Genomic DNA, 20,539 nt, shown 5'->3' on the forward strand with positions numbered 1-20,539 from the left:
AGGACGCCGTATGCCTAGGATCATAAAGACAATCCTCAGGGTGTTCCTGATGGCGGCGCTTCTCATCGGTGCGCCTGCAGCAGCGTTTGCCGATGACTCAGCCAGTAGCGCGTCGACGACCACCGCCTCCTCTTACGTCAAGCCCGGGGAAATCGCGCAGGGCAATCAGCGCGCGATGGATAAGATCACGGCACTGTTCTCTTCCGTCATGAACACTGCGGTTGATGCGAGCAACCAGATCAAGCCCGAATCGGACAAGTTTGCCTTCGGACTTGCGGTGATAACGGTCGTGCTTGCTGCGGTACGCTTTGCCGCCACCAAAGATCCGGTTATGGCTTGGGTTGCGCTGTTCGAGGAGCTCGGCGTGCTCGGGATCTTTGCGGCGTGCTATGTGGGTTTCGCTCAATGGGCGCCGGGCTTCTATAAATGGTTCCTGTCGCTTGCCAACACCATCAGTGGCGCAAACATGTCGAGTGCCCTCAGCATCATGGGCAATGCGGCCGGGCAACTGTTCGATTCGGCGGTGAAAGCCTTCTCAGGCGTCGGATTTTCGGTTTCGACGGTTTTTAACGTTCTCATGGCGGTCATACCCTTGCTGCTCGCATGGGCGCTGCTATCCGTGACGGCCATCATTTTCGTCTTCTTTATCAACATCGGTCAGTTGCAGTTCGCGGCGGGCACCGTCATGGGGCAGATTGCCTTCGCGCTCGGCTTTTCGTCATTCACGCGTGGTTACTTCAAGACGTGGCTTGACTGGATGATCAGCGCTGGCATGTACGTGGTCGTTGCTGCGATTCTCATGCGGCTGGTCACGCAGAACATGATTCATGCGGTGCAGGACGCCGCGACCCTGGGCCTCTCAACGCCTGGAGCCGGAGCGCAGGTGTTCGATCTCGCATTCTTCGTGTTTCTCGTGTCATTCGAGATTCCGAAGATTGCCGGCATGTTCGGTGGTGGCGCAAGCGCGAGCGGCGCGGTAGTTGGCAAGATCTCGAAGGCGGCCGTTGGAGCAGTGGTATGACGCTGCACACGCCCAAGACCGCCGACGCTCTGCTCGCTGAACACGCGCGACGTGTCGATCTGATTGCGCAATGCGCCAACGAGACCGGCCGGCCCGAGTTTGACCGCAAGTGGCGCGCGATCCTGCAACGCTGCGCATCGTGGTTCTCGTCTTTACCCCTGAACCCGGATCTGTATCGCGAGCCCGGCGGTGCGTTTCGCTGCACCGTCGAAACGGCGTTTTACTCGATGCGGCTCGCCGGCGGTCAGAAGTTCGGTACCAACCTGCCGTCCGAAAGACGCCGCAGAATCGAGCCGCAGTACAACTATGCGGTGTTCCTCGCTGCTGTCTGCTCGCGCCTTGATGAGCCTTACCGCCATTTCGAGATCGAGCGGGACAGCGACCGCCAGCAATGGAACCCGTCGGTGCACGGGGAAGCCGCGGCGTGGCTTGCGAACGGCAAATACCGCGTCTCGCGACGCGCGCGGCCGCTACCTGTCGAACGTATGCGCACCGGCATGCTCGCGCAGGTCCTGATCGGCTCGGAACTGCTTTCCGGTCTGGACGCCGAAGTGCTATCGGACCTGTTCGGCGCGATTAACCCCTCCATGCAGCCGCTCGCCGCGGAGTCGCTGCTGCACAAGGTGGTCCGGCAGGGAGTCGGGACGGCCGACGAATTTGACCGTAAGGCACAGCGGGCGGTATTTGCGCCCGTACAGTTCGACGTGCCATCGGCCGTTCACGTCGCCGCCGAGCTCGAACCGGTCACGACACCCGCGCAGACCCCGTCACCCGCACCTGCGTCTCCTGCGCCAGCAGCGCCGGCGCCTCCCGCCGGGCCCGAAACAGGTGCGACAGCAACACCGCATCAGGGGCAAACCGAAACTCAGGCGCCGGTCGTCTCGTCCGTGCCGGCAGCACTGGCGCCGCAAGCCGAGCCAACGGCCGTGCCCCATGTCGAGCAGGCCACCGGGCGCGGGCCGCAGTCCCTGCACGAGGCCGTCGGCATTACTGCCAGCCCGGCATCTTCCACAGCCGTCGCTGCACCGCCTGCGGTCGACCCCTCCGCGATGAAGTCGGGGCCGGTGGCCACGAGTCGCGAGGCGCGCGCTACCCCGCCTGAAACATCGGTTGCCCAGGCCGCTGACGAAGTGCTCAAAGGCGTACCGAACCTCATCCGAGAACTCTTCCAGGCGATGCGTGAGGACGTTGCAGCAGGCAAGGAAGGGGTGAAGTGGAGTGACAAGGGGCTCGTCATCCAGAAGCGGCTGATCGGCAGCTATGGCGTGGCCAGCAGCACCCTCGTCGAACACATGCGCAAGCGTAGCCTGATGGTGGCCGACGAGGCGACCCAGATCACGCTCATCGCGCGAGCTGGCCAACTGATTCTGGATCGCCCGACATGACTACAGGCTACATCAACCATTTTCGCCCGATCTACGAATTCCGCGCGGCTGTTGCGTGGCTTGGGGCGATCCTCGTTCTACCGCTGTCGGGCATGCCATACGGCTGGGCGTTCGCGCTCGTCGGGCTTGCTTTCCTGTTGCTGCGATCGCTTCAGATCTGGCGTGCGCTGAAGTTCCGCATGGCCATTTCGACGAAATGGCTCACCACGCTGCCGATCCCCAAGCTGCTGCAGATCCAGAAGCGCATGCGCGACGAAGCCAATTCGATGTACCTGGGTATCGGCTATGAGTGGACGCAGAAGCACTGTCAGATTGCCCATGACATTCTGCGCATGCCGACAACCGACATTCCCGGATTGCCGCGCTGGCTCAACAAGACAAAGCCGGGCCGCAAGATCGAGGCGGCCATCGAGAATATCTTCGCACCGAAGGACAGCATCCGCGATCGCATGCCCCAAGGCGCGTCTTGGATTCACGGGCTCGAGCCGAAGAAGGCGCTTGTGCCGTTTCACTACAAGTCGATGGGCGGTCACACGGCCGTGGGCGGTACGACAGGCTCCGGCAAGACGCGCACGTACGAAGTGATCTCGACGCAGGTCATCCACATGGGCGACGTGCTGATCAACGTCGACCCGAAGAATGACAAGGACTGGAAGCTGCGTGCCGAGAAGGAGGCCGCGCGCACGGGGCGCAAGTTCCTGTACTTCAATCAGGCAAAGCCCTCGGAGTCAGTACGACTCGAACCGCTCGATAGCTGGTCGCAGCCATCCGAAATACCGGCGCGGATCGCCCAGTTGATGGAGGAGGGGCCGTTCCGGGACTTCGCATACCTCTTCATCAGCCGCTCGGTCAATGGTGAGCTCTACATCGGCGACAAGCCGAACCTGCGCTCGATCCTGAAATACGCACAGTCGGGCATCGCAACTTTGCTGGAAAAGGCCCTGCGGCGCTTCTTCGCCGAGAACGGCCTGACTAACTGGGAAGAGGAAGTTGCCGTTGAAACGACCCGCCAGGCGCAGCGCAGTAATGGGGCGTCGCTCGTTGACGGAATGATTGGCCTCTACAACGCGCGGTTCGCGTCGCAGGAGCGAGGTCACGAAGCCATTGACGGGCTGATCGCGACGCATACGCACGATCGCGAGCACTACATGCGGATCATCGCGTCGGCGCTGCCGATGCTTCAGATGCTGGCGACCGGGGAGACGGGTCTCATGCTCGCGCCGAAGGTCGACGACTTCGACGATGAGCGGGAGGTGTGGACCATCGAGAAGGTGATCCGCCAGAAGGCGATCCTGCATATCGGTCTCGATTCGTTGTCCAACAGCATCGTTGCGAAGGCTATTGCCTCCATGCTGCTCGCGGATGTCTCGGCAGTGTGCGGCTCGATCTACAACTTCTATGACGTGCCGCCAGACGTCGTGCTGATCATCGACGAGGTGGCAGAGGCGATCAACGAACAGGTGATCCAGATTCTCAACAAGGGGCGCGGCGCGGGCTTCAAGGCGTTCGTCGCTTTCCAGACGCGGGCGGATCTGGAGGCAAAACTTGGAAACGCCGCAAAAATGCTGCAGGTTTTGGGCAACCTGAACAACCAGATCATTCTTAGACTGGAAGACACGGATACAGCACAGTGGTTTTCGGACAAGGTTGGCGAGACCGCCATCCGTAATCTGACGATCACTGGCAGTACGAATACGGGAAGCGAGTCGCACATCGGCGAATTCTCCGGTGGTATCTCGCGCTCCCTGCAACTGGAGAAGGCTCCGCTCATACCAACCCGCCTGATTCATAGTCTGCCCAATTTGCAGTACTTCATGCGCATCTCGGGCGCCGCCGTGTATCAGGGCCGCATTCCAATCCTTCAAGGCTGAAAACCTACGCATGTCTGCCGTATTCAAAAAAATCATTCGCGAGCACAAACTGTCGTCCCGCCTGATCCCTGTGTTCACGCTGGCGCCGGAGCTGGAGCTCGCCTGCACACGCGTGGCCGACTTCATCGGGGAGAAATTCATGGGCGAATCGCAACCGCTCATCAAGGAGATGCTGGATAGCGCCATTGCCGCCTACAAGCAGACCCGCAAGACGGGTAACTCGCATATCGCCTTCATGCAGGGGTTGTTCTGCCACGCGCACCTGCTGTATGCACGCCGCTATGTAGCGCGTGACGGCGAGCGTTATTACGTCTGGTCGCCGATGTTCGAGCCCATCACCGAGTTCGAGGTCCGCCATGAAGCGCGCGGTACCGAGATGGTCGACGAACGGTGCCCCGAATCCATCACCCAGCGCTCAGCGGCCTTCCAGCTGGCCGCTCGCGCATTGACAGGTGAGAACTTCCGTCTCTACTTCGAGGACTATGATGTCGCTCAGACTTTTCCTGATTGCGAAGCTCTCGAGAGTTGACTCCGGGGTGGCGCGCCGCGCGCTATCAACCGCGCTGGCACAGGACGAAGTTGACGCACCCCGCCCCGATGAGTTCTCGCGTGGGCCCGGGGCGATGGCCTACGCCATGGCACTGTTCATCATCCGCCGGCCCGTCCACTTCTACCTCGGATTAACCGGCCTGATCGTGTTCCCGTTGTACATGCTGGTGCGACTCGGGACCGTCCTCATCGAATGGGGAGTGCACAGATATGGCTGGTAGCCGTTTCGTCTCGCACATAAAGTGGTGGTTCTTCTTTGTGCCGCTACTCGCCATCTTTGTGATGCCGGCGCTCCCGGACCGGTCCCTGTTCTCGGTGCCGCCCGAAGAGGTGGAGTCCGTACAGCACGTCGTCGGCGTTGAACAGTCCGATGAAGTGGTGCGCCTGACCAACGAGCGGTTCAAGCGCTGGTTTGTGGAAACCGGGGCGGTGCGTGCGACACTCGACGCATCAGCTTCAGGGGACATCGGTGACGGCGGGACAGCGGAGTTCGCCCATTATTGGGTGCACAACTTCTGGCTTGAGCTGTACCGCGCGATTTACCGCGCGAGCGTGATGAAACTGTGGTTGCTGGGCACGTTCATCTTCTGCGTTGCCGCGTTTGTCGATGGCTCTGCGAGGCGCAAGATCAAGGCATCGGCAGCAGGGTTCGCAAGCCCGCTCTCGTTTCATCTGGCTGGCCACGGAATACTTCTCGTGTTTGGGGTAGCCTTTGCCGTCCTCGCCGCGCCGTTTCCTGTGCTGGCGCAGTACTGGATCGCGATCGCTGCGGTTCTCGGCACGCTGCTGTGGAAGGCCGCATCCTCCTTCCAGTAACAACTTTCCCGGAAAGCTCGACAAATACTGCAGCTTTCCGGGTTATGTGTCTGAACCGGCTAAACCGGTTCGAGCGGTTCCTCCCCAAAATATCCCACTCTTCAGGCCCACGGCAACCGTCTGTCGTGGCCGCTCTCCACCCTGCCTGCGAAGCGGCGGCGATCGTCCCGTCGACATCCCTCTGATTTGACGCTAACCGTCTGTCGTTCCCGCGAAAGCGACTCGAAATTGCCCACGTTTCGGGGCGCTGTGAATTGATGGCGTCGTAACAATAGGGTTATGCCGCGCGCGATTGCGCGCGTACTTTCAACAGGGATAAGCCATGACCACGATGACGGAAGAGACGAACCTCGAAGCTGCGAAACCGATCGCCGCCGGACAGCCTGCAACGGGTGCCGACGCCCAGGCACACGCTTCTGATGCAACGCCCACGTCGGGCGCGCCTGCGACGACCGACGGCGCCGACGGCGGCGAGATCGAGCTCGAACTTCAGCAGATGGAAGACTCTGCAAACACCCTTCAGAAAGAGGGGATGATCAGCGAGTCGGAAGCGCAGGAAAAGCGCGAGCAGGTGGCACGTACGCGCAAGCTTTTTCGTGAACTGAAACCGGAAGAGCGCGCGGCAATCGTGCAGCGTCGTCGTGAAATCGGCCGCGAACTGATGAGCCGACAGTTGTCAGGCGCGGCTGTCGTACAGGCCGCGGTGCGTCTGAACCATACTCGCCTGAAGCCGCTCTTCGAGCAGTGGTGGCCGTACCTGAACCGCATGAGCATCAACATGCAGCGTTTCGGGCGCTCGACGTTCGGCGCCGACGATCAGGCCGCGGTGACGGCTTTCTTCGAAAAGCAGGTGGGTGAGCTTGAGGCCTATGTTGACGAACAGGTAAGCGTCGCGCAAGGCTTCCGCGAAAAGACCGAAACGAAGATGCGCGAGCAGGGCGACGTCATCTTTGCACCGACCGTTACCAAGCCTTCACTCGATATCACAGTCGAAGCCTACTCGCGCTTCTCGATGCGGCTGCTCGCGCTCCTGATGAAGTTCGACAAGGTAATGGATCACTTCGACTTCCTCGTCTGGAACGGTGTGCGTGACCAGTCGGACATGGACGAGGAAACCACGCGCTTTCTGCGCAAATTCCATCCTGTCGGCGTGCGCGGCTACATGACCCACCTGCGCCTGATGACGACGGTGCGCGGCCGCTGACCGGAGCCGACGATGCTTGACGGGCTCAATCCGCAACAGCGCGAGGTCGCGGAGCTGCGGCGGCCCTGCGTTGCCATCGCCTGTCCGGGTGCGGGCAAGACGAAGACGATCGCCGCGAAGGCGGCCCTTCTGCTCGCCGATCCGCACACGGTGGTCGGTGCGGTGACGTTCAGCAAGGACGCCGCGGTTGAGCTGCGCGATCGCATCCTCGCCCTGGCCGGGGCGGGCGCCAAAAGCCGGCTGATCGCTGGCACATTCCATTCGCTCGCCAACCGCCAGCTTGGCAAGCGTGATATCGCGACGGACGGCGACCGCGCGGGCCTTATTGCTCGCGTGCTCGCTGAGTTGGGGTTGCAGTGGAAAACCGAGGAGGTGATCCCGGTTATCGAACGGATCAAGACCAACTTCGGACGTGTCGAGCCCAGCAGCCCCGACGCGCAGCTATATCACGCTTACCAGGAAGCACTTGCGCGTAACGGCAAGATCGACTTCCAGGACATGCTGCGCCTCGCCGTTGCCGGGATGGAGGCAGGAGATATCGAGCCTTACCGCTTTACCGATCTGCTCGTTGACGAGTTTCAGGACACGGACCCGCTGCAATACCGCTGGGTTGAGCTTCACGCGGACGCCGGCGCGCGCGTCACGGTAGTGGGCGACGATGACCAGAGCATCTACGGCTTTCGGGCAGCGCTCGGGTTTCGCGGCATGGAGAGCTTCGCCGCTTCTTTCAACGCCCAGCGCATCGTGCTCGGCAGTAATTACCGCTGCCGCAGCGAAATCCTGGCGGCGGCGGACCGCGTGATCCGTAACAACGTCGACCGTATTGCGAAGATCCTGCACGCCGAACGGGGTGCTGGTGGCGCTATCGCGACGCGCCGCTTTGACGATGAGTATTCGGATGCAGTGGCCGCAGTCGAGCAGCTACAGCCGCTACTGGCCGCGGGCAACTCATGCGCGATTCTCGCGCGCACAAATCGCATACTGGACCCGATTGAGGCCGTCTGTCGCTCACATGGTGTGCCGTATTACCGTGCATCCGGCGCCTCGGTACTCAATGGCCCGCAGGGCGCGCTCATGTGCAACCTGCTACAGATCGCGGAAGGGCGCAAACAGAATGGGCTGGACGCCGTGCTCGGATACACGGGCATGAGTTCAACCCACCTCGGCGCGCTGCATCGCGATATGGGCGCGGTGCTGATCCAGCGGGCGAAGAAGGATCTCGTCGCACTTGGTCTGCCCGATGACACGGCGAGCGCGTACCGTGCATTCATGAAGCGGCTAGCGGAATGGACGCAGATGTGCGAGCGCAGGTTCTATGCGCTCGCGCTCGACGGCGTGCTGGAAATGATGATGACGTACGCGCGCGATGATCGGGCGAAGCGCGCGATCCAGGCAACATACGACGTCCTGTCACGCCTGAACGGCACGTTTGCCGAGCGCATCGAGTATCTGAAGCGTGACAATAACAAGCCAACGGACGGTGCGCTCGTGCTGACGACCATGCACAGTTCCAAAGGTCTTGAATGGAACCACGTGTGGATCACGCGAGCGGAGGAAGGCATCGTTCCTGACGAAAAGAGTACCGAGTCAGAAGAGCGTCGCCTCTTCTACGTAGCCATGACGCGCGCGCGTGACACACTCACGATCGCCACCATCAAAAAGAACCCGGTCTCGCGGTTCGTCATCGAATCGGCCATCGCGTAGTTTCGCGACGTTCACTGGTCTGCGCGCTCTGATCGCTTTCTTCGCCGAAAACTGAGGTTCCGCTTGATACTCACGATCGGACGTTCTGTCGGTGCGAAGTCAATCGCCGGCGGGGCGCCGGCGATTGGTCGCGACAGGGGCCAAAACCCCGCATTCGAAAAGTGGTAAGGGGCGGCAGCGCTCAGGCAGTGCGCGCGGTGCGGTCGCCGCTATCTGCTGAGGTAGCGACCGCGCGAGATACGCCAACGTCACCCCGGGCAACCGTGCCGGTAATGCGGCGCAGTCGCTCGTCTACCGCTCGCTGGAAGACGTTCGTGATGGGAAATCGCCTGGAGAAGAAGAGCATCACGCCGCTCGCGAGCACGGCGAATGTAGCCGACATGGTGAGAATCGTCGTGCCCAGCTGGCCGATCAACGGCGCGGTCGCGGCGATTGAGGATGCCGCGGCCATGATCGTGTAAAACGGCGTCAAATTGTGGATGACGCTTTCGGGCGCGACAGCAGCGGCGATAACCAGCCACCAGAAGAGCAGTACGGGAATCGCAACCGCACTCACCGCGACACAGATCAAGAGAAATCGCGCAACCTCAAGGAACTGCCCAACGTAGTTCCGTGCATCGAGCATCGACCGGATTCGCATTTCGATGTAATCCGGCTCTGGGACTGAGTCCGCAACGACGCCATTGATGAGGATGAGGCAGTTCGTTGACCGGGCGGACCGCGCGAACTCTGATCGGAGTCTGGCCAGCTTCTGGCGCCGGGCATACTCGAGCGCGAACGCTATGAGCGCGGCGAGGCCCGCGGCCTGGATTGGGGCGTTGCCGCCGGTTGTCGCGACCAGTACCGCAAAGGACATTGCGAAGAACGCTGAAACGAGGGCTGCGGAGCCCCAGAACTCACTACGGATTCGGAGATTGATCACGTTGTACCTCGGGGTTGGGATTCGATGTGTGCGGTGTTACGTGTTGCCGGCGGCCGCACGCGAGAGGTGCTGGACGTTGCCCGAATTTTCGATGGTCAATTCGCTCTTGCGCTTGATCTGGCCTTCGAGTGAGGCGCGGGGACCGAGGCGAATGGTTCCGAAGTAGTAGACGTTGCCCTTCACGCGTCCGTTGATTTCGAGTACGCCACGCGAGTGGACATCGCCCTCGACGGTGCCGTCGACGCGCACGTGTTCGCCTTCGATCTGGCCTTTGACCATACCTCCCAGCCCGATATGCACAAGGCCGGCGTTCGAGATGACGTTCCCGTCGACGATGCCGAAGCTGCTCAGGCCGTGGTCGAGGATGACGTCGCCGTGGATAGACAGGCCTGCCGAGAGCAGGGTGACGTTCAGAGGTTGCGGCTTCATGAGATTGGCCTCTTCAGAAAAGTTGCACGTCGCCGGACTTTCCAGCGGGCGCTTTGGGTTGGTCGGGGGTGGCGGGTGCATCGCCAGTCTCTGCAGCGCGAGTGCGGCGCGTGAGGTGATGCAAGGGGCGCAGTGCGGGCTTTGCCGCGGCCGGTTCAGCGCTCGCGGCCTGAGCAGGCACGGAGGCGAGTTTCGGCGCGGTGGTGGTGAGCGCCGGCGACGCCCCATCGGCGGGCGTGGCCTTTCTGGACGCGACCGGGGGCGCCGGAGGCTGCGCAGGCACGGTCTGCACTGGCTGGGCAGACGCCTTCGGCTGGGGAGCTACGGTGGGCTGACTCACGGCGTGGGCCCGAATCGGCGACGCAGCAACGTTCTGTTCAGCGGTTTCGGCGCGCGTGGTCGAGGCACCGGCGCCTGACGGTGCCCCAATGGCTGCTGGCAGGGACAGCGCGCGCGGATCCACGATCGAAAGAGCCGATGGCGCGGCCTGCCTTTGCTTCCCGTCGAAGTCAGAGGAGGTGAGCGGTCGCGCCGGCGCCGCATTGATCGGCATGTCGCCGCCCTCTGCGATCGCGGTCGATGTTGGCGCCGATGCCGCGGTTGCCGTCGCTGTCGCAATCACCGGCGACTTCCCGGCCGACTCATGCAGTGCGTGCCAGATGCGAGCGACACTGATTCCACCCGCGGCAGCCAGTGCTGCGACGGCCAGCGCGATGAGTGCAGGTTTCGTCGCCCGATGCATACCGGCGACCAGCCCGGGTCGGGCAGAGCGGTCGTCGGGCGCGGGCAGCGCGGGCATGGCAGCGGCGTGGCTTGCGAGGTCAATGACAACTGGCTGCGCGTTGTATTGGGCATGCAGCCTCTGAATTTCCCTGAGATCCATGGTTTCTCCAACAGGTTGACAGTGCGAGCCTATTCCTCCGTGCGCAAAGTCAAGTTGCGTCGGTGCGGCGGCGAGCTGTGGCTGGCGATCCTGCGGCGAGGTTACTTCTCGCGGTGCTCGCCGTCGGCGGTGTACTGGTCGTTGTCCGGCATGCAGATCTGGACGATCAGCCTGAGCTTGCGTTCTGCGTTGTTGAGGATGCCGAGCCGCTGTTCGTCCGTAATTTTTCCGCGCGCGAGCCGCTCGGTCGCGCGCACATAAACCCGGTCGTACTGGGTGAGGCAGCGCACCAGCAGGCCGGCCAGAGGCCGCGTGATGGTGAGCTCGATCATGTCGTGTGGCAGTTCGATAGGGCGAGCTTCGAAACGCAGGAGCCACTGCTCGGTTTTGCGCAACCATTCGGACGTTTCGCGCAGTGCCTTCTCGAGCGCGCGCGTCTTCCCGCCGCGCGCGACCGCGATCTTCGCTGCACAGAAGTTGTAGTCTGAGCGGATGTAGGTGCGGGCAAACAGCGAGCTGTATCGGAGCACCGTCTTCGCGTCAGATTCCGGCCGGATCCGGTCGATACGCGAATCGCTTGTCAGACGCTCGATCGGCTTCAATCCGCTCGGCTGTGCGCTCCCGCCGGTCGTTGTGTCTTTGTCCGGGCTCTCTGGCTCCGGGAGAAAATCAGGAACTGCGGCCATAGGTATTTTCGGGTGGTCTCTCTCACCTGCCATTCTGCGTGCGCCAACGCACATCCAAATAGGCAAAAGCTGCACTGTTTTCCTCATCTTTTGGGGCGTTCGGCGCGCGTATCCAGGCAATACTGACTCTACTTCTCGCGTCTCTGACGCATCGACCTTGACCCGGCTAGCCCGGAGTCCATCTTCTGTACAAGCCGTGCCTTGAGCATGCTCCGACCAGGCGGCAACTGGTGTGGAATTTTCTGCTGATGAGCGCCTCGCCAGCGCTTCCCATTCATTCAGTCATAAAACTCGTCTCTGGCCGCATTCACTTGCGCCGTGACATCGTTCGGGCCCGGACACCGGGTGTTCTCTCTCCAGAGCCCGTCTGGGTAGAACGATCGAAGTGGACTGAACCGTGATCCTGCGGCGGAATGTTTCTCTCCGAAAATGGGCTGTTGCGCAGCGTGACCATGCTGCGCGAGGACGACTTACGTCCTCGTATATGAGCCCTCGGCTCCCTGAGCGCCACGACCCCGGAAGGGTTGTGGCGCTCAGGTCATTTTTCATCGAATCCCAAAGACGCGTTCCTCACACCGAGGGACGCGTTTTTTTTCGTCCGTTGTTTTCTGTCTCCACAGGAGGTCTTCATTGCTTCCCGACCGTCTGGATCTGCGAATTGCCGAAACGATCAGTCACACGATCGAGGAGGAGCGCGCATCCGTTGATACGGCGTCGCCGGCATGGCGGCACCGCTGCGAGGTTGCGAAGGTCGCTGCGTTTAGCGATCCCGAGCGCCGCATTTTTCTTTCACATGTAGCCGAACGCCGCGGAGAGGCGGCGGCGCACCAACTGGAGCAGTCGGCCAGCGAGCTGCGCACCACGGCAATCTTTTTTCTTGCGAGGAAACCTTCATGAACGCTGTCGTCAACCTGCTTAACGGCCCTGCACGCAGCGTCGTTGAGGAACGGGCATTGCGCCCGCCCGTTATTGGTCATATCCGCCCCGGCATCAAGGTGCTCACGTCAAAGGCCCGCAGCAACGCGCAGGCCATCGGCATCTACAACGAGATGGTCGCCCAGGGCCAACCGTTCGACGCGATCGCCCAGGTGATCGAGTCGAAGTGCAACATCAAGAACGCACTTGTGCCAAAGAACACGCCGTATTTCACCTGCCGGCGCTCGGACTTCAACAATCCGGACGTGGCTGACGAGATCCTTCGACTGTACGGTGAGGATCGCGGCGACGGTGTGAAGCTCTACCGGTTTCCGGTGCTGTTCGCGTTCAATGACTGGATGCAGAACCTGCCCAACCAGATGACCGTATACGGCACAAATGGTCGCAAGTTCTTCTCCCAGTACGAGCGCGATGGGATCCGCTACTGCATGACGTACGCAAAGATCGAGCGCGATCCGCGTGCGCAGCGCGCTGTGCGGCACTTTGGCGGGCGCACCGTCATCCGTCGCCAGGATGAAGCAATTCCGGACGGCATCTGCGATCCCGAGCAATGTCCCCAGTATCAGGCGCGACACTGCAATCTGTCGGCGAGCTTCGTGTTCGCGGTTCCAGACATCAAGGGGCTTGGGCTGATTGAATTGCCGACGAACTCGATCTACGTCCTCCAGAAGGCCTATTCGGCGATGCAGACCGTGCAGCTTGCACGGGGCAAACTGACAGGCACGCGTTTCTGGATCACCAAGCGTGAGTTCGACATCACGCGTATCAACGAGAACGGCGAGGCGGTGCGCACCAGTCAGATGCTCACCGTGCTCGATGCCGACATCGATATCGGTGCGCTGCTCGACGCAGCGGACGACGCTCCATCGGCGCTGGAGACCGCGAGTCGGGCCGTAGCGCTGATCGAAGCAGGTGGCAATGTCGTGCGCCTCGGTGGCGATGTCGATGCAGCGATCGATACCGCGGTAGCTGGAGGCGCCGCGATGGATGCGTCCGCCGATACAGCAACGGGCGATAGTTCCGGTAAGAACGAAGCTGGCCCGAGCGCGGTAGCGGCGACAGACTCATCCGGGGCGTTCCCGGCGGTGACAGGCGCTTCGTCTGCCACCGGTCCGCTGTTGCAACACGTTCTCTCGGCGCAGCCAGCGACGGCAGAGGCTCCGGAAACGATCGAAGACAAGCGTGACCGTATGTCGGACCTGCTTCAACGGCTCGGCCTGTCCGCGGATGATCGCAAACAGGACTTCCGCATCTACGCGCATACCAGGTATGGGCGCGGCTGGACCGATCGCGAGCACGACGTCGATCAGATGAACGAGCGACTCACACAGGCACTGACCGACCGTGAAGCGTTCGATCGGGAGATTGTCGCGGCAAGACAGCCGACCTTTCTCGACTGATACCTGACGTTATTTCAATCCTTGCCAGCCCTTCGGGGCTGGTTCCTTCCCGTTTCGATACCGAGAACATTTCAGCAAGCCGGTGTTTGCTCAAATGGTTTCGACCGCGCACTTGCGCATCGAACAAGCCCGCTTCGGCGGCCATATTCTGAAAACGGAGCAATCATGTCCGATACACGCCTGTTTCGCGTTTCGATAGACCTACGCGTGTCCGATTCACGCTCACTGTTCGACGCGGCCCTTCGTCATGCGACGGAACCAGGGTCTCTAATGAGCAGGGATGACGCGCTGAACGCGCTGACTGCGGACGACGGAAGCATCGATGTCCCGGCCTGTCTTGCTGTATTGCTCGACCCTGACGCACCGCTGCCCGGCACCGATATCGAGGAAGCAACTATCGCGAGCTTGTAGCGTCGCTGGAACGGAGATTTCTGCCCGTCCGGTGTCCTGGCTTCGCGAGTGCTGCGTTGCCATACAGCCCACTTAACTTATTCCGATGGAGCAAACCCATATGAATCGAGCATTAGCAACGGAGCGCGAAAGCGCATTCTCGTACGGCTGGAAAATCAGGGTCGTCTGGTCCTTCGCCGCTGTTGTTGGGATGCTGAGCGAAAGGGCCGGCACTGCGTGCCGCAACTGGGCCACCGGACAGCCCTATCGACTTGGTCGCAGCGACTACGGTGTGCATTTCAATACCCCTCGCTTTTCGCACAATACGAAGCTTGCGGATGCCTACGACAACGGAGCCTACGACACGTGGGTACAGACCCTGCCACCCGATGACTGGCTTCGCGATCTGCTGCCGTTCATCTGATGTCTTTTTATGCGCCGCGTTGCGGTGATCACTGATCGAGGCTGCCCATGGGTGGCCTCTTTTTTCTTCAGGAGGCGTTCGTGAAGATCGCACATTTTTCTGACCTGCATTACTCGCCCGATAACCTGGCCGAGTCCGATCGATGCTTTTCTTATGCAGTAGGCAACGCTCTCGAACAGCGCGTCGACGTCGCGGTCATTTCGGGCGACTCGACGGACCACCGGCTCGACGCACACTCGCCCGCGCTGAACGCACTCGCCCGACAGGTTCACCGTCTGGCCGAAGTGACACCCGTGCTCATGCTCCAGGGGACGTTCTCGCACGAGCCACCCGGCACGCTCGATAACTTCGCGCTGATGGGCAGCGTGCATCCGGTGTTCGTCGCGGACACCGTTTGTCAGGTCGCACTGGCCGACGGACACTTCCATCGCTCGCACGGTCCTGTCTTTTCGCCGGCGGAGTTGTCGGATCTGCTCGCGGTGCCGCCGCAGGCGGTCTTCACCTGCCTGCCCACCGTCAACAAGGGGCAGCTCGCCGCGACCGTAGGTGCGCTGGCGGCCGCGACGGATCTGGGCGAAGTGCTGGCCTCGTATCTTGCTGCGGCCGGCCGCGTGAACCTCAGGCTGCGCGAGGCTGGCATTCCGACGTTTGGCGTGTCACACGGCACCGTGAACGGTTGTACGACCGAACACGGCGTCACGATGGCGAGTTTCGACCATGAATTTTCGCTCACGGCGCTATTTGAGGCCGAATGCGACGGGTTCATGCTCGGCCACATTCACAAGGCACAGCAGTGGGCGCGTGAAGGCCGACTCGTAGCTTACCCCGGATCGATCGGCCGGTTTCACTACGGCGAAGAGGGTGAGAAGGGCTATCTCTCGTGGGAGGTGCAGCCGGGGATGGCGACGGCAACGCTTGTCGCGACCCCCTCGCGGCAGATGGTCTGCGTCGATTTCGATGGGCCGCCCGATATGGAACGTCTCGCTGAAATCGCCGCCGATGCCACTGACAAGTTCGTGCGCGTGCGCTGGCAGGTCGACGAGGAGCATCGTCAGGGCGTGGGTCGTGAAGCGATCAAGGCGCTGTTTGCTGGCGCCGCGGGCCTCAAGGTCGAATCGCGGATTTTGCCTGTCGTGCGCAGCCGTGCAGAGGGCATCAGTCTCGAGACGACTGTCGAGGGCAAGCTCGCGCGGTGGGCCGAACTGGCGAGCGTCGATGCGAGGCCGCTGCAGGAGCGTTTGCAGCTGCTCGTCTCGGGCGATGTGGACGCGATTGCAGCCGGCGTTCTGGCGCGCATCGACTCACAGCCGGAAAATCGTGCGGATCTGCCATCCCTTGCAGTGGTGCTGTCGCATCCTGCGGCCGCCGTCGCTGTGGAATCGGCGGCAGTTGCGGGGACGTCCTTGACGCATGCGGGCGCACAGCCCTCAACGCTGGACTGGCTCAATGATGATCTTTTCGCGGCCTAGCCGCCATGTAGCGGGAGCGGCCTGGATGGCGCTCCCGCGCGGGACACGAGTCGTGTTCCGGTAGCACGCTGCCAGCGTGTTACCGGAACGAGATTTACCCGCGTCACTGACGCATCGATCGCAGTTCGCTGCATCCATTCTTTCTTTTAACCCTGGCGGGGAATCATCCCTCCAGGGATGCACTCCGCCGATTTTTTATCCGGAGTGTCCTCATGTTTGGTCTTTATCCCGCCGGCGCAAAATGGGTCCGGCATTTCTCGGCATCACGAGCACCTCGCGACATCCAGAAGGTCCTCACGGTCCACGCTGGATTTAGCGCCGGCATTTTCCATCAACCCTTCGGCGAGAGCCGCGGTGCGGTAATCGCGCAGAAGGGCCGTTTTCTGCTTCTCGCCGAGCGCGTCGATGCGGCCTGCGCAGATCTTGCGCTGGTGCCCGACGTGCAGATGCAAAACCTTCTGTGGTCATTCGAGACCGGCTTTGCCAGCCAGTGGGGCTCTCGCGAGCTCCGTGCGCTGACCGGGTGTGACAACTGGGATGCGCTGCTGCGCCAGGCGAGCGCTGATTACTCGCACGCATGCAGTCTCGTTGAAGAAGCTGTTGCAGGCGCGCTTGAAGCGAAGGCGGCGGAGCGGTTGGCCGCCGAGCAGCTGGCCGCTGAAAAAGCGGCTGCAGCGGCAGCGGCGGCCGCGTCGCGTTCCGCGGCAGATCCTGTCGTCGGCACGATGTACGCCAACGACGATGATGTGCCGTGGCTTCCGTCCGACTACCTCTTCGATGCACCCCATCCGGAGGTAGCCTCATGCGCCCACTGAAACTTACCCTTAACGGTTTTATCGGTGTCCGGGACGGGATGAAGCGCGAGAGCGTTACGCTCGATCTGGAGTCGCTGCCCACAGGCCTCATCGCATTAACGGGCCCCAACGGCGCAGGGAAATCCACGCTCATGGACAACCTGCATCCGTACAGGATCATGCCGTCGCACGCATCCAAGCTGTCTGTCGACGGTTTTTCCTATTGGGACCACGTCTGCGGCACGCATGCGCTCAAGGAGTTCGAATGGGAACATGGGGGCGTGCGTTACCGGTCGTCGTTCGCGTTTCGCAAGCCGGGAAAAACTGGCAAGGCCGAGTATTTCCTGGCATGGCGTAATGCGGCCGGACAATGGGAGCCGATGCAGACGGCCGACGGTACGGTGTCCGACGGCAAGGCCGATACCTATGATCTGTGCGTCGAATCAGTGTGTGGCTCGCTGGAAGCTTTCTTCACCAGCGTGTTCTCCGCGCAGAACCGGCGACCGCTTGCGTCCTATGGCGCGAGCGAGATCAAGGCGTTGCTTGCGGAGCTTCTGCATATTGACCACCTGCGTACGCTGTCGGCGAAAGCTGGCGACGTCGTGAAGATTCTCGGCCGCGCGCTGGATGCCACTCACCAGCAGCTTGTTGCGTTGGGTGCAAAGCGCGATCGCGCCGCGCAGATTGATCAGGCCATCGCGTCGGATATCCAGTCAGTCGCCGTGGCTCGCCAGAGCCGGGAGACGCTGAATACCCGGACGGTCGCGCTGACTGATCAACGCGCTGCGCTGTTGGCGAAACAGACTGCAAACGCAAGCGCACAGGCCCGATTGAGGGAACTGGCCTCGCGACGCAGTCAGATCGCTGCGTCGCTGCAGACACTTGCAAACGACGGGGCGGCTGATGATCGCCGCTTCGAGCAGCGACTGTCGGCGTTGCGTAGCGCGATTGCCGGTCACAACGCGGTGATTGTGCAGCGAGACGCGATCCTTGGGGCCGCTCACGCGCGCGATGCCGCACAGGCGCGCCTGCTGACCCTGGAGGCCGGTGTCGAGCCGCTGCAGCAGGCGATCGCAGTACTTGAGGCGAAGCAGCTGGAGCTGACCGCGGCGAGTTCACGCATCAACGGGCTCACGTCCGAAGGTGAGTCGAAGGCCTCGTTGCTCCGGTCTCTGGAACAGCAGGCAAGCGTCATTGCTGCCGTTCCCTGTGCGGGTCACGCGATGCACAACACGTGCCCCCTGCTTGCCCAGGCGCGTGAAGCGGATGCGAAGGTTCCGGAGCAGCGCATTTCGCTCAACAACCTCCGCGTGGCGTTTCGCGCGAGTCGGGAAGCGGTCGATCGCCTCACACCCGAAGTGCAGCAGCTTGCCACGCGGCGCGCCGAGCTGAAAACGCTGTCCGACCATATCACGGCCACACGCCGTGATCTGCAGACGGCAGTCGATCTTGCGGCGCGCAAGCCTTTGCTCGATGCGGCAACCGAAGGCGTTCGCAAGGCCAGTGAAGAACTGGCTGCTGTGGACGGCGAGGCGAAGGCTGTACGCGAACGGCGGCAGGCTCAGCAGGCGAGCCTCTCCACGCAGGCACAGGAGCTCGATGCAGAAGTTGCTCGCCTCGGCGTGGAGGACGTGACGGCCGCCATTGCTGAACTGGACAGGCAGCTGACGCAATGTCGCGAAGGCATCACCGGTGAAGACGCGCGGATTGAATCACTGATCCGCTCGCAGGCAACGCGTGAAGTCGAGCGGCAGGCAGTCGCAAAAGAGCTTGCGGGATTCGACGCGACGCAGTCGCGTGCGGACCGCCTCTCTGATGAGATCGCCAGCTGGAAGCTGCTCGCGAAGGGGCTGGGCAACGAAGGCCTTATCGCACTGACGATCGACGACGCGGGCCCCGCACTCACGAAGATGGTGAACGACCTGTTGCTTGCCTGCTACGGCATGCGCTTCACGGTCGAGATCCGGACTCAACGGGCGCTGGCCAGTGGCGAACTGCGCGAGGGATTTGAAATCCTCGTGCACGACGCCGATATCGATAGCACCAAGGCGGTCACGGTGATGTCGGGCGGCCAGAAGGTCTGGATCAACGAATGTCTGACGCGTGGCATCGCGCTGTATCTGGCGAGTAACGCTGGCCAGCCGTATCAGACCCTGTTCACCGACGAGTCTGATGGTCCGCTGGATACGCGCCGCAAGCTGCAGTTCCTGCGCATGAAGCGCGAGGTGCTGCGCCTGGGTGGATATGAGCGGGAGTTTTTCATCTCGCACACGCCCGAGCTTGTTGCCGAAGCCGATGCAGTGATCGATGTCGAGGCGCTTGCGGCCTGAGCGTCTGTTTTTTCTCTTTAACCCTGTGGGGAGCGATCCCCACAGGGGCGTTCCCTCGATTTTTTTCGAACGAGGAACGCCATGAAAAAGAAGTACGACCAGTATGCACGAACCGAAGCCGTCACGGTTTCGGTCCGTCCCTCCACGCCGCGCGCGGGCGTTGTCCACACCTACGTCCTGAACGGAACGCTCATGCGTGACATTCGCGTCGACGGCAAGTGGATAACGCATCACGCCAGCATCCCTCTCGAATCCCGGGCCGCGTAAGCGGCTCTCCTGTTCCTTTTGAGTGATCTTCTATGAACAACCTTCTGATGCTGCTCATTGCAGCAGGCAGTTCATCGCTGTGCGCCTGCACGATTGAACCACAGGCTCAGCCTGGGCCGTCAAGGCACGTATCGACGATTGTCATCCAGCAGCCGCGAGGCGAGCCGGGAGACTTCATTCTCTGCAACGATGGTCGCGTCCTGGTATTCCCGGTCGCGCATCCGAAAACCTGTTCCTGATCCGCAAGGCCTCAACCTCGAAAGAGCGTTGGGGCCTTTCGAATGGAGACTCTTCATGAAAAAGCAGATAACAACCGCGGCGGCGCTGGGCGGATTGCTTGCAGTCGCATGTCTGTTGTGGGAACAGCAGTCAGCGGCCGCATTGTCTGGCACGACAGGCGCTGCGACACGTGCGTCTCGCACGAGTCCGTCGCCATTCGAGGGGCGTCTTCGGTTCGCCGACGTCGCTGTGGGGCGCCTGCGCGGATAACCGAACTACGCATCTGTCGAGCCACGTCGTGGCCCGACCGGACGCAATACAACCGCCGTAGTATTTTTATTCACCCGCCGGGGCACGCCCCGGAAAGGGGTGGCTTGCCGGCACGTCTCTTGTGGAGCAGGCCAATGTCTTACTCTTGCACTGATTTTTTTGATGACGTCATCCGCTGTCTCGTCGAGTCCCGAGCGATCGCAGCGAGCGACATGCCGGACAACGATCCGGGCAGGGCTGCGGATCTCGCGATGGCCGCGATCGTTACGATGCAGCGCGCCAGCCAGTCGTCGTCCTTCGTTCGCGAACTTCTCGATGAGGTCGAGACGCTCGGTTCGGTAGCGGAAGAACATGGCGCCGGCGCGCTCGCTTTTCTCTTTTACCTCCAGGCGGCCATTCTTAACGACACGTTTGTTGACGCGCGGAGCGTGGACGACGCGAGAGTCCTTGCGCTCGTCAGGCGGCTTCCGTCAGGGGCCGCGTGGCTGAAGCATATCCGTGTCGCGGAATCTTCCTGACGCACACCATAATCCGTCGATCAGCCCGTGGGTTCCTCTGGAACCGACGGGT

21 protein-coding genes are annotated in these 20,539 nt (G+C 61.8%); 17 read left to right on the forward strand and 4 right to left on the reverse strand.

Going from position 1 to position 20,539, the window contains the following annotated elements; translation table 11 throughout:
• The first annotated feature begins 10 nt into the window (after nucleotides 1–10).
• The 7 genes from P3T25_RS28230 to P3T25_RS28260 all read left to right on the forward strand — a co-directional run bounded on the left by P3T25_RS28230 (nucleotide 11) and on the right by P3T25_RS28260 (nucleotide 8,550).
• Nucleotides 11–1,021: a type IV secretion system protein gene (locus tag P3T25_RS28230; protein WP_429360066.1), complete on the forward strand. Its 1,011-nt coding sequence runs from the start codon at nucleotides 11–13 to the stop codon at nucleotides 1,019–1,021.
• Nucleotides 1,018–2,406, forward strand: coding sequence for a TraI domain-containing protein (locus P3T25_RS28235; RefSeq protein WP_429360067.1), 1,389 nt, complete (start codon nucleotides 1,018–1,020; stop codon nucleotides 2,404–2,406). The genes P3T25_RS28230 and P3T25_RS28235 overlap by 4 nt, the downstream gene beginning before the upstream one ends.
• Nucleotides 2,403–4,277 carry a conjugative transfer system coupling protein TraD gene (gene traD, locus P3T25_RS28240; protein WP_429360068.1) on the forward strand — a complete coding sequence of 625 codons (1,875 nt, stop codon included), beginning with the start codon at nucleotides 2,403–2,405 and terminating at the stop codon, nucleotides 4,275–4,277. The genes P3T25_RS28235 and traD overlap by 4 nt, the downstream gene beginning before the upstream one ends.
• A gap of 10 nt (nucleotides 4,278–4,287) precedes the next feature.
• A complete protein-coding gene (locus tag P3T25_RS28245) occupies nucleotides 4,288–4,806 on the forward strand; it encodes a hypothetical protein (protein ID WP_429360069.1) in 519 nt (172 codons plus the stop codon).
• A 230-nt stretch (nucleotides 4,807–5,036) separates the two neighbouring features.
• Nucleotides 5,037–5,642 carry a DUF4400 domain-containing protein gene (locus tag P3T25_RS28250; RefSeq protein ID WP_200568082.1) on the forward strand — a complete coding sequence of 202 codons (606 nt, stop codon included), beginning with the start codon at nucleotides 5,037–5,039 and terminating at the stop codon, nucleotides 5,640–5,642.
• A 322-nt stretch (nucleotides 5,643–5,964) separates the two neighbouring features.
• Complete coding sequence (locus P3T25_RS28255) at nucleotides 5,965–6,846, forward strand: ATPase (protein ID WP_429360070.1); 882 nt, start codon at nucleotides 5,965–5,967, stop codon at nucleotides 6,844–6,846.
• 12 nt (nucleotides 6,847–6,858) lie between these two features.
• The gene (locus tag P3T25_RS28260; RefSeq protein ID WP_429360071.1) at nucleotides 6,859–8,550 is read left to right on the forward strand and encodes an ATP-dependent helicase; all 1,692 of its coding nucleotides are present in this window, start codon (nucleotides 6,859–6,861) and stop codon (nucleotides 8,548–8,550) included.
• 181 nt (nucleotides 8,551–8,731) lie between these two features.
• Here P3T25_RS28260 and P3T25_RS28265 read toward each other — a convergent pair whose 3' ends face one another.
• The 4 genes from P3T25_RS28265 to P3T25_RS28280 all read right to left on the reverse strand — a co-directional run bounded on the left by P3T25_RS28265 (nucleotide 8,732) and on the right by P3T25_RS28280 (nucleotide 11,470).
• Nucleotides 8,732–9,472: a hypothetical protein gene (locus P3T25_RS28265; protein ID WP_429360072.1), complete on the reverse strand. Its 741-nt coding sequence runs from the start codon at nucleotides 9,470–9,472 to the stop codon at nucleotides 8,732–8,734.
• 36 nt (nucleotides 9,473–9,508) lie between these two features.
• Complete coding sequence (locus P3T25_RS28270) at nucleotides 9,509–9,901, reverse strand: bactofilin family protein (RefSeq protein ID WP_429360073.1); 393 nt, start codon at nucleotides 9,899–9,901, stop codon at nucleotides 9,509–9,511.
• A gap of 13 nt (nucleotides 9,902–9,914) precedes the next feature.
• Nucleotides 9,915–10,784, reverse strand: a complete 870-nt coding sequence (locus P3T25_RS28275; protein WP_429360074.1) for a hypothetical protein — start codon at nucleotides 10,782–10,784, stop codon at nucleotides 9,915–9,917.
• Nucleotides 10,785–10,885: 101 nt separating this feature from the next.
• A complete protein-coding gene (locus P3T25_RS28280) occupies nucleotides 10,886–11,470 on the reverse strand; it encodes a DUF1845 domain-containing protein (RefSeq protein WP_429360075.1) in 585 nt (194 codons plus the stop codon).
• A gap of 630 nt (nucleotides 11,471–12,100) precedes the next feature.
• Here P3T25_RS28280 and P3T25_RS28285 point away from each other — a divergent pair.
• The 10 genes from P3T25_RS28285 (at nucleotide 12,101) to P3T25_RS28330 (ending at nucleotide 20,487) form a co-directional block, all read left to right on the forward strand.
• Complete coding sequence (locus P3T25_RS28285) at nucleotides 12,101–12,367, forward strand: DUF7696 family protein (RefSeq protein ID WP_429360076.1); 267 nt, start codon at nucleotides 12,101–12,103, stop codon at nucleotides 12,365–12,367.
• On the forward strand, nucleotides 12,364–13,806 hold the full coding sequence (locus tag P3T25_RS28290) for a hypothetical protein (protein WP_429360077.1): 1,443 nt from the start codon (nucleotides 12,364–12,366) through the stop codon (nucleotides 13,804–13,806). The genes P3T25_RS28285 and P3T25_RS28290 overlap by 4 nt, the downstream gene beginning before the upstream one ends.
• A gap of 165 nt (nucleotides 13,807–13,971) precedes the next feature.
• Nucleotides 13,972–14,217 (forward strand): hypothetical protein, encoded by a 246-nt coding sequence (locus tag P3T25_RS28295; RefSeq protein WP_429360078.1) that lies wholly within the window; start codon nucleotides 13,972–13,974, stop codon nucleotides 14,215–14,217.
• 100 nt (nucleotides 14,218–14,317) lie between these two features.
• Nucleotides 14,318–14,620, forward strand: a complete 303-nt coding sequence (locus P3T25_RS28300) for a hypothetical protein (RefSeq protein WP_429360079.1) — start codon at nucleotides 14,318–14,320, stop codon at nucleotides 14,618–14,620.
• Nucleotides 14,621–14,700: 80 nt separating this feature from the next.
• The gene (locus tag P3T25_RS28305; RefSeq protein WP_429360080.1) at nucleotides 14,701–16,089 is read left to right on the forward strand and encodes a metallophosphoesterase family protein; all 1,389 of its coding nucleotides are present in this window, start codon (nucleotides 14,701–14,703) and stop codon (nucleotides 16,087–16,089) included.
• Between the two features lie 212 nt (nucleotides 16,090–16,301).
• Entirely contained in the window at nucleotides 16,302–16,904 is a 603-nt protein-coding gene (locus tag P3T25_RS28310) for a hypothetical protein (RefSeq protein ID WP_429360081.1), read from the forward strand.
• The gene (locus tag P3T25_RS28315; protein ID WP_429360082.1) at nucleotides 16,892–19,213 is read left to right on the forward strand and encodes an SMC family ATPase; all 2,322 of its coding nucleotides are present in this window, start codon (nucleotides 16,892–16,894) and stop codon (nucleotides 19,211–19,213) included. The genes P3T25_RS28310 and P3T25_RS28315 overlap by 13 nt, the downstream gene beginning before the upstream one ends.
• 81 nt (nucleotides 19,214–19,294) lie before the next feature.
• The gene (locus P3T25_RS28320; RefSeq protein ID WP_429360083.1) at nucleotides 19,295–19,480 is read left to right on the forward strand and encodes a hypothetical protein; all 186 of its coding nucleotides are present in this window, start codon (nucleotides 19,295–19,297) and stop codon (nucleotides 19,478–19,480) included.
• 294 nt (nucleotides 19,481–19,774) lie between these two features.
• Nucleotides 19,775–19,969 (forward strand): hypothetical protein, encoded by a 195-nt coding sequence (locus tag P3T25_RS28325; RefSeq protein WP_429360084.1) that lies wholly within the window; start codon nucleotides 19,775–19,777, stop codon nucleotides 19,967–19,969.
• A 134-nt stretch (nucleotides 19,970–20,103) separates the two neighbouring features.
• Nucleotides 20,104–20,487 (forward strand): hypothetical protein, encoded by a 384-nt coding sequence (locus P3T25_RS28330; RefSeq protein WP_429360085.1) that lies wholly within the window; start codon nucleotides 20,104–20,106, stop codon nucleotides 20,485–20,487.
• Nucleotides 20,488–20,539 lie beyond the last annotated feature (52 nt).

The organism is Paraburkholderia sp. GAS32 (assembly GCF_050434225.1).
GTDB classification, from domain to species: domain Bacteria; phylum Pseudomonadota; class Gammaproteobacteria; order Burkholderiales; family Burkholderiaceae; genus Paraburkholderia; species Paraburkholderia madseniana.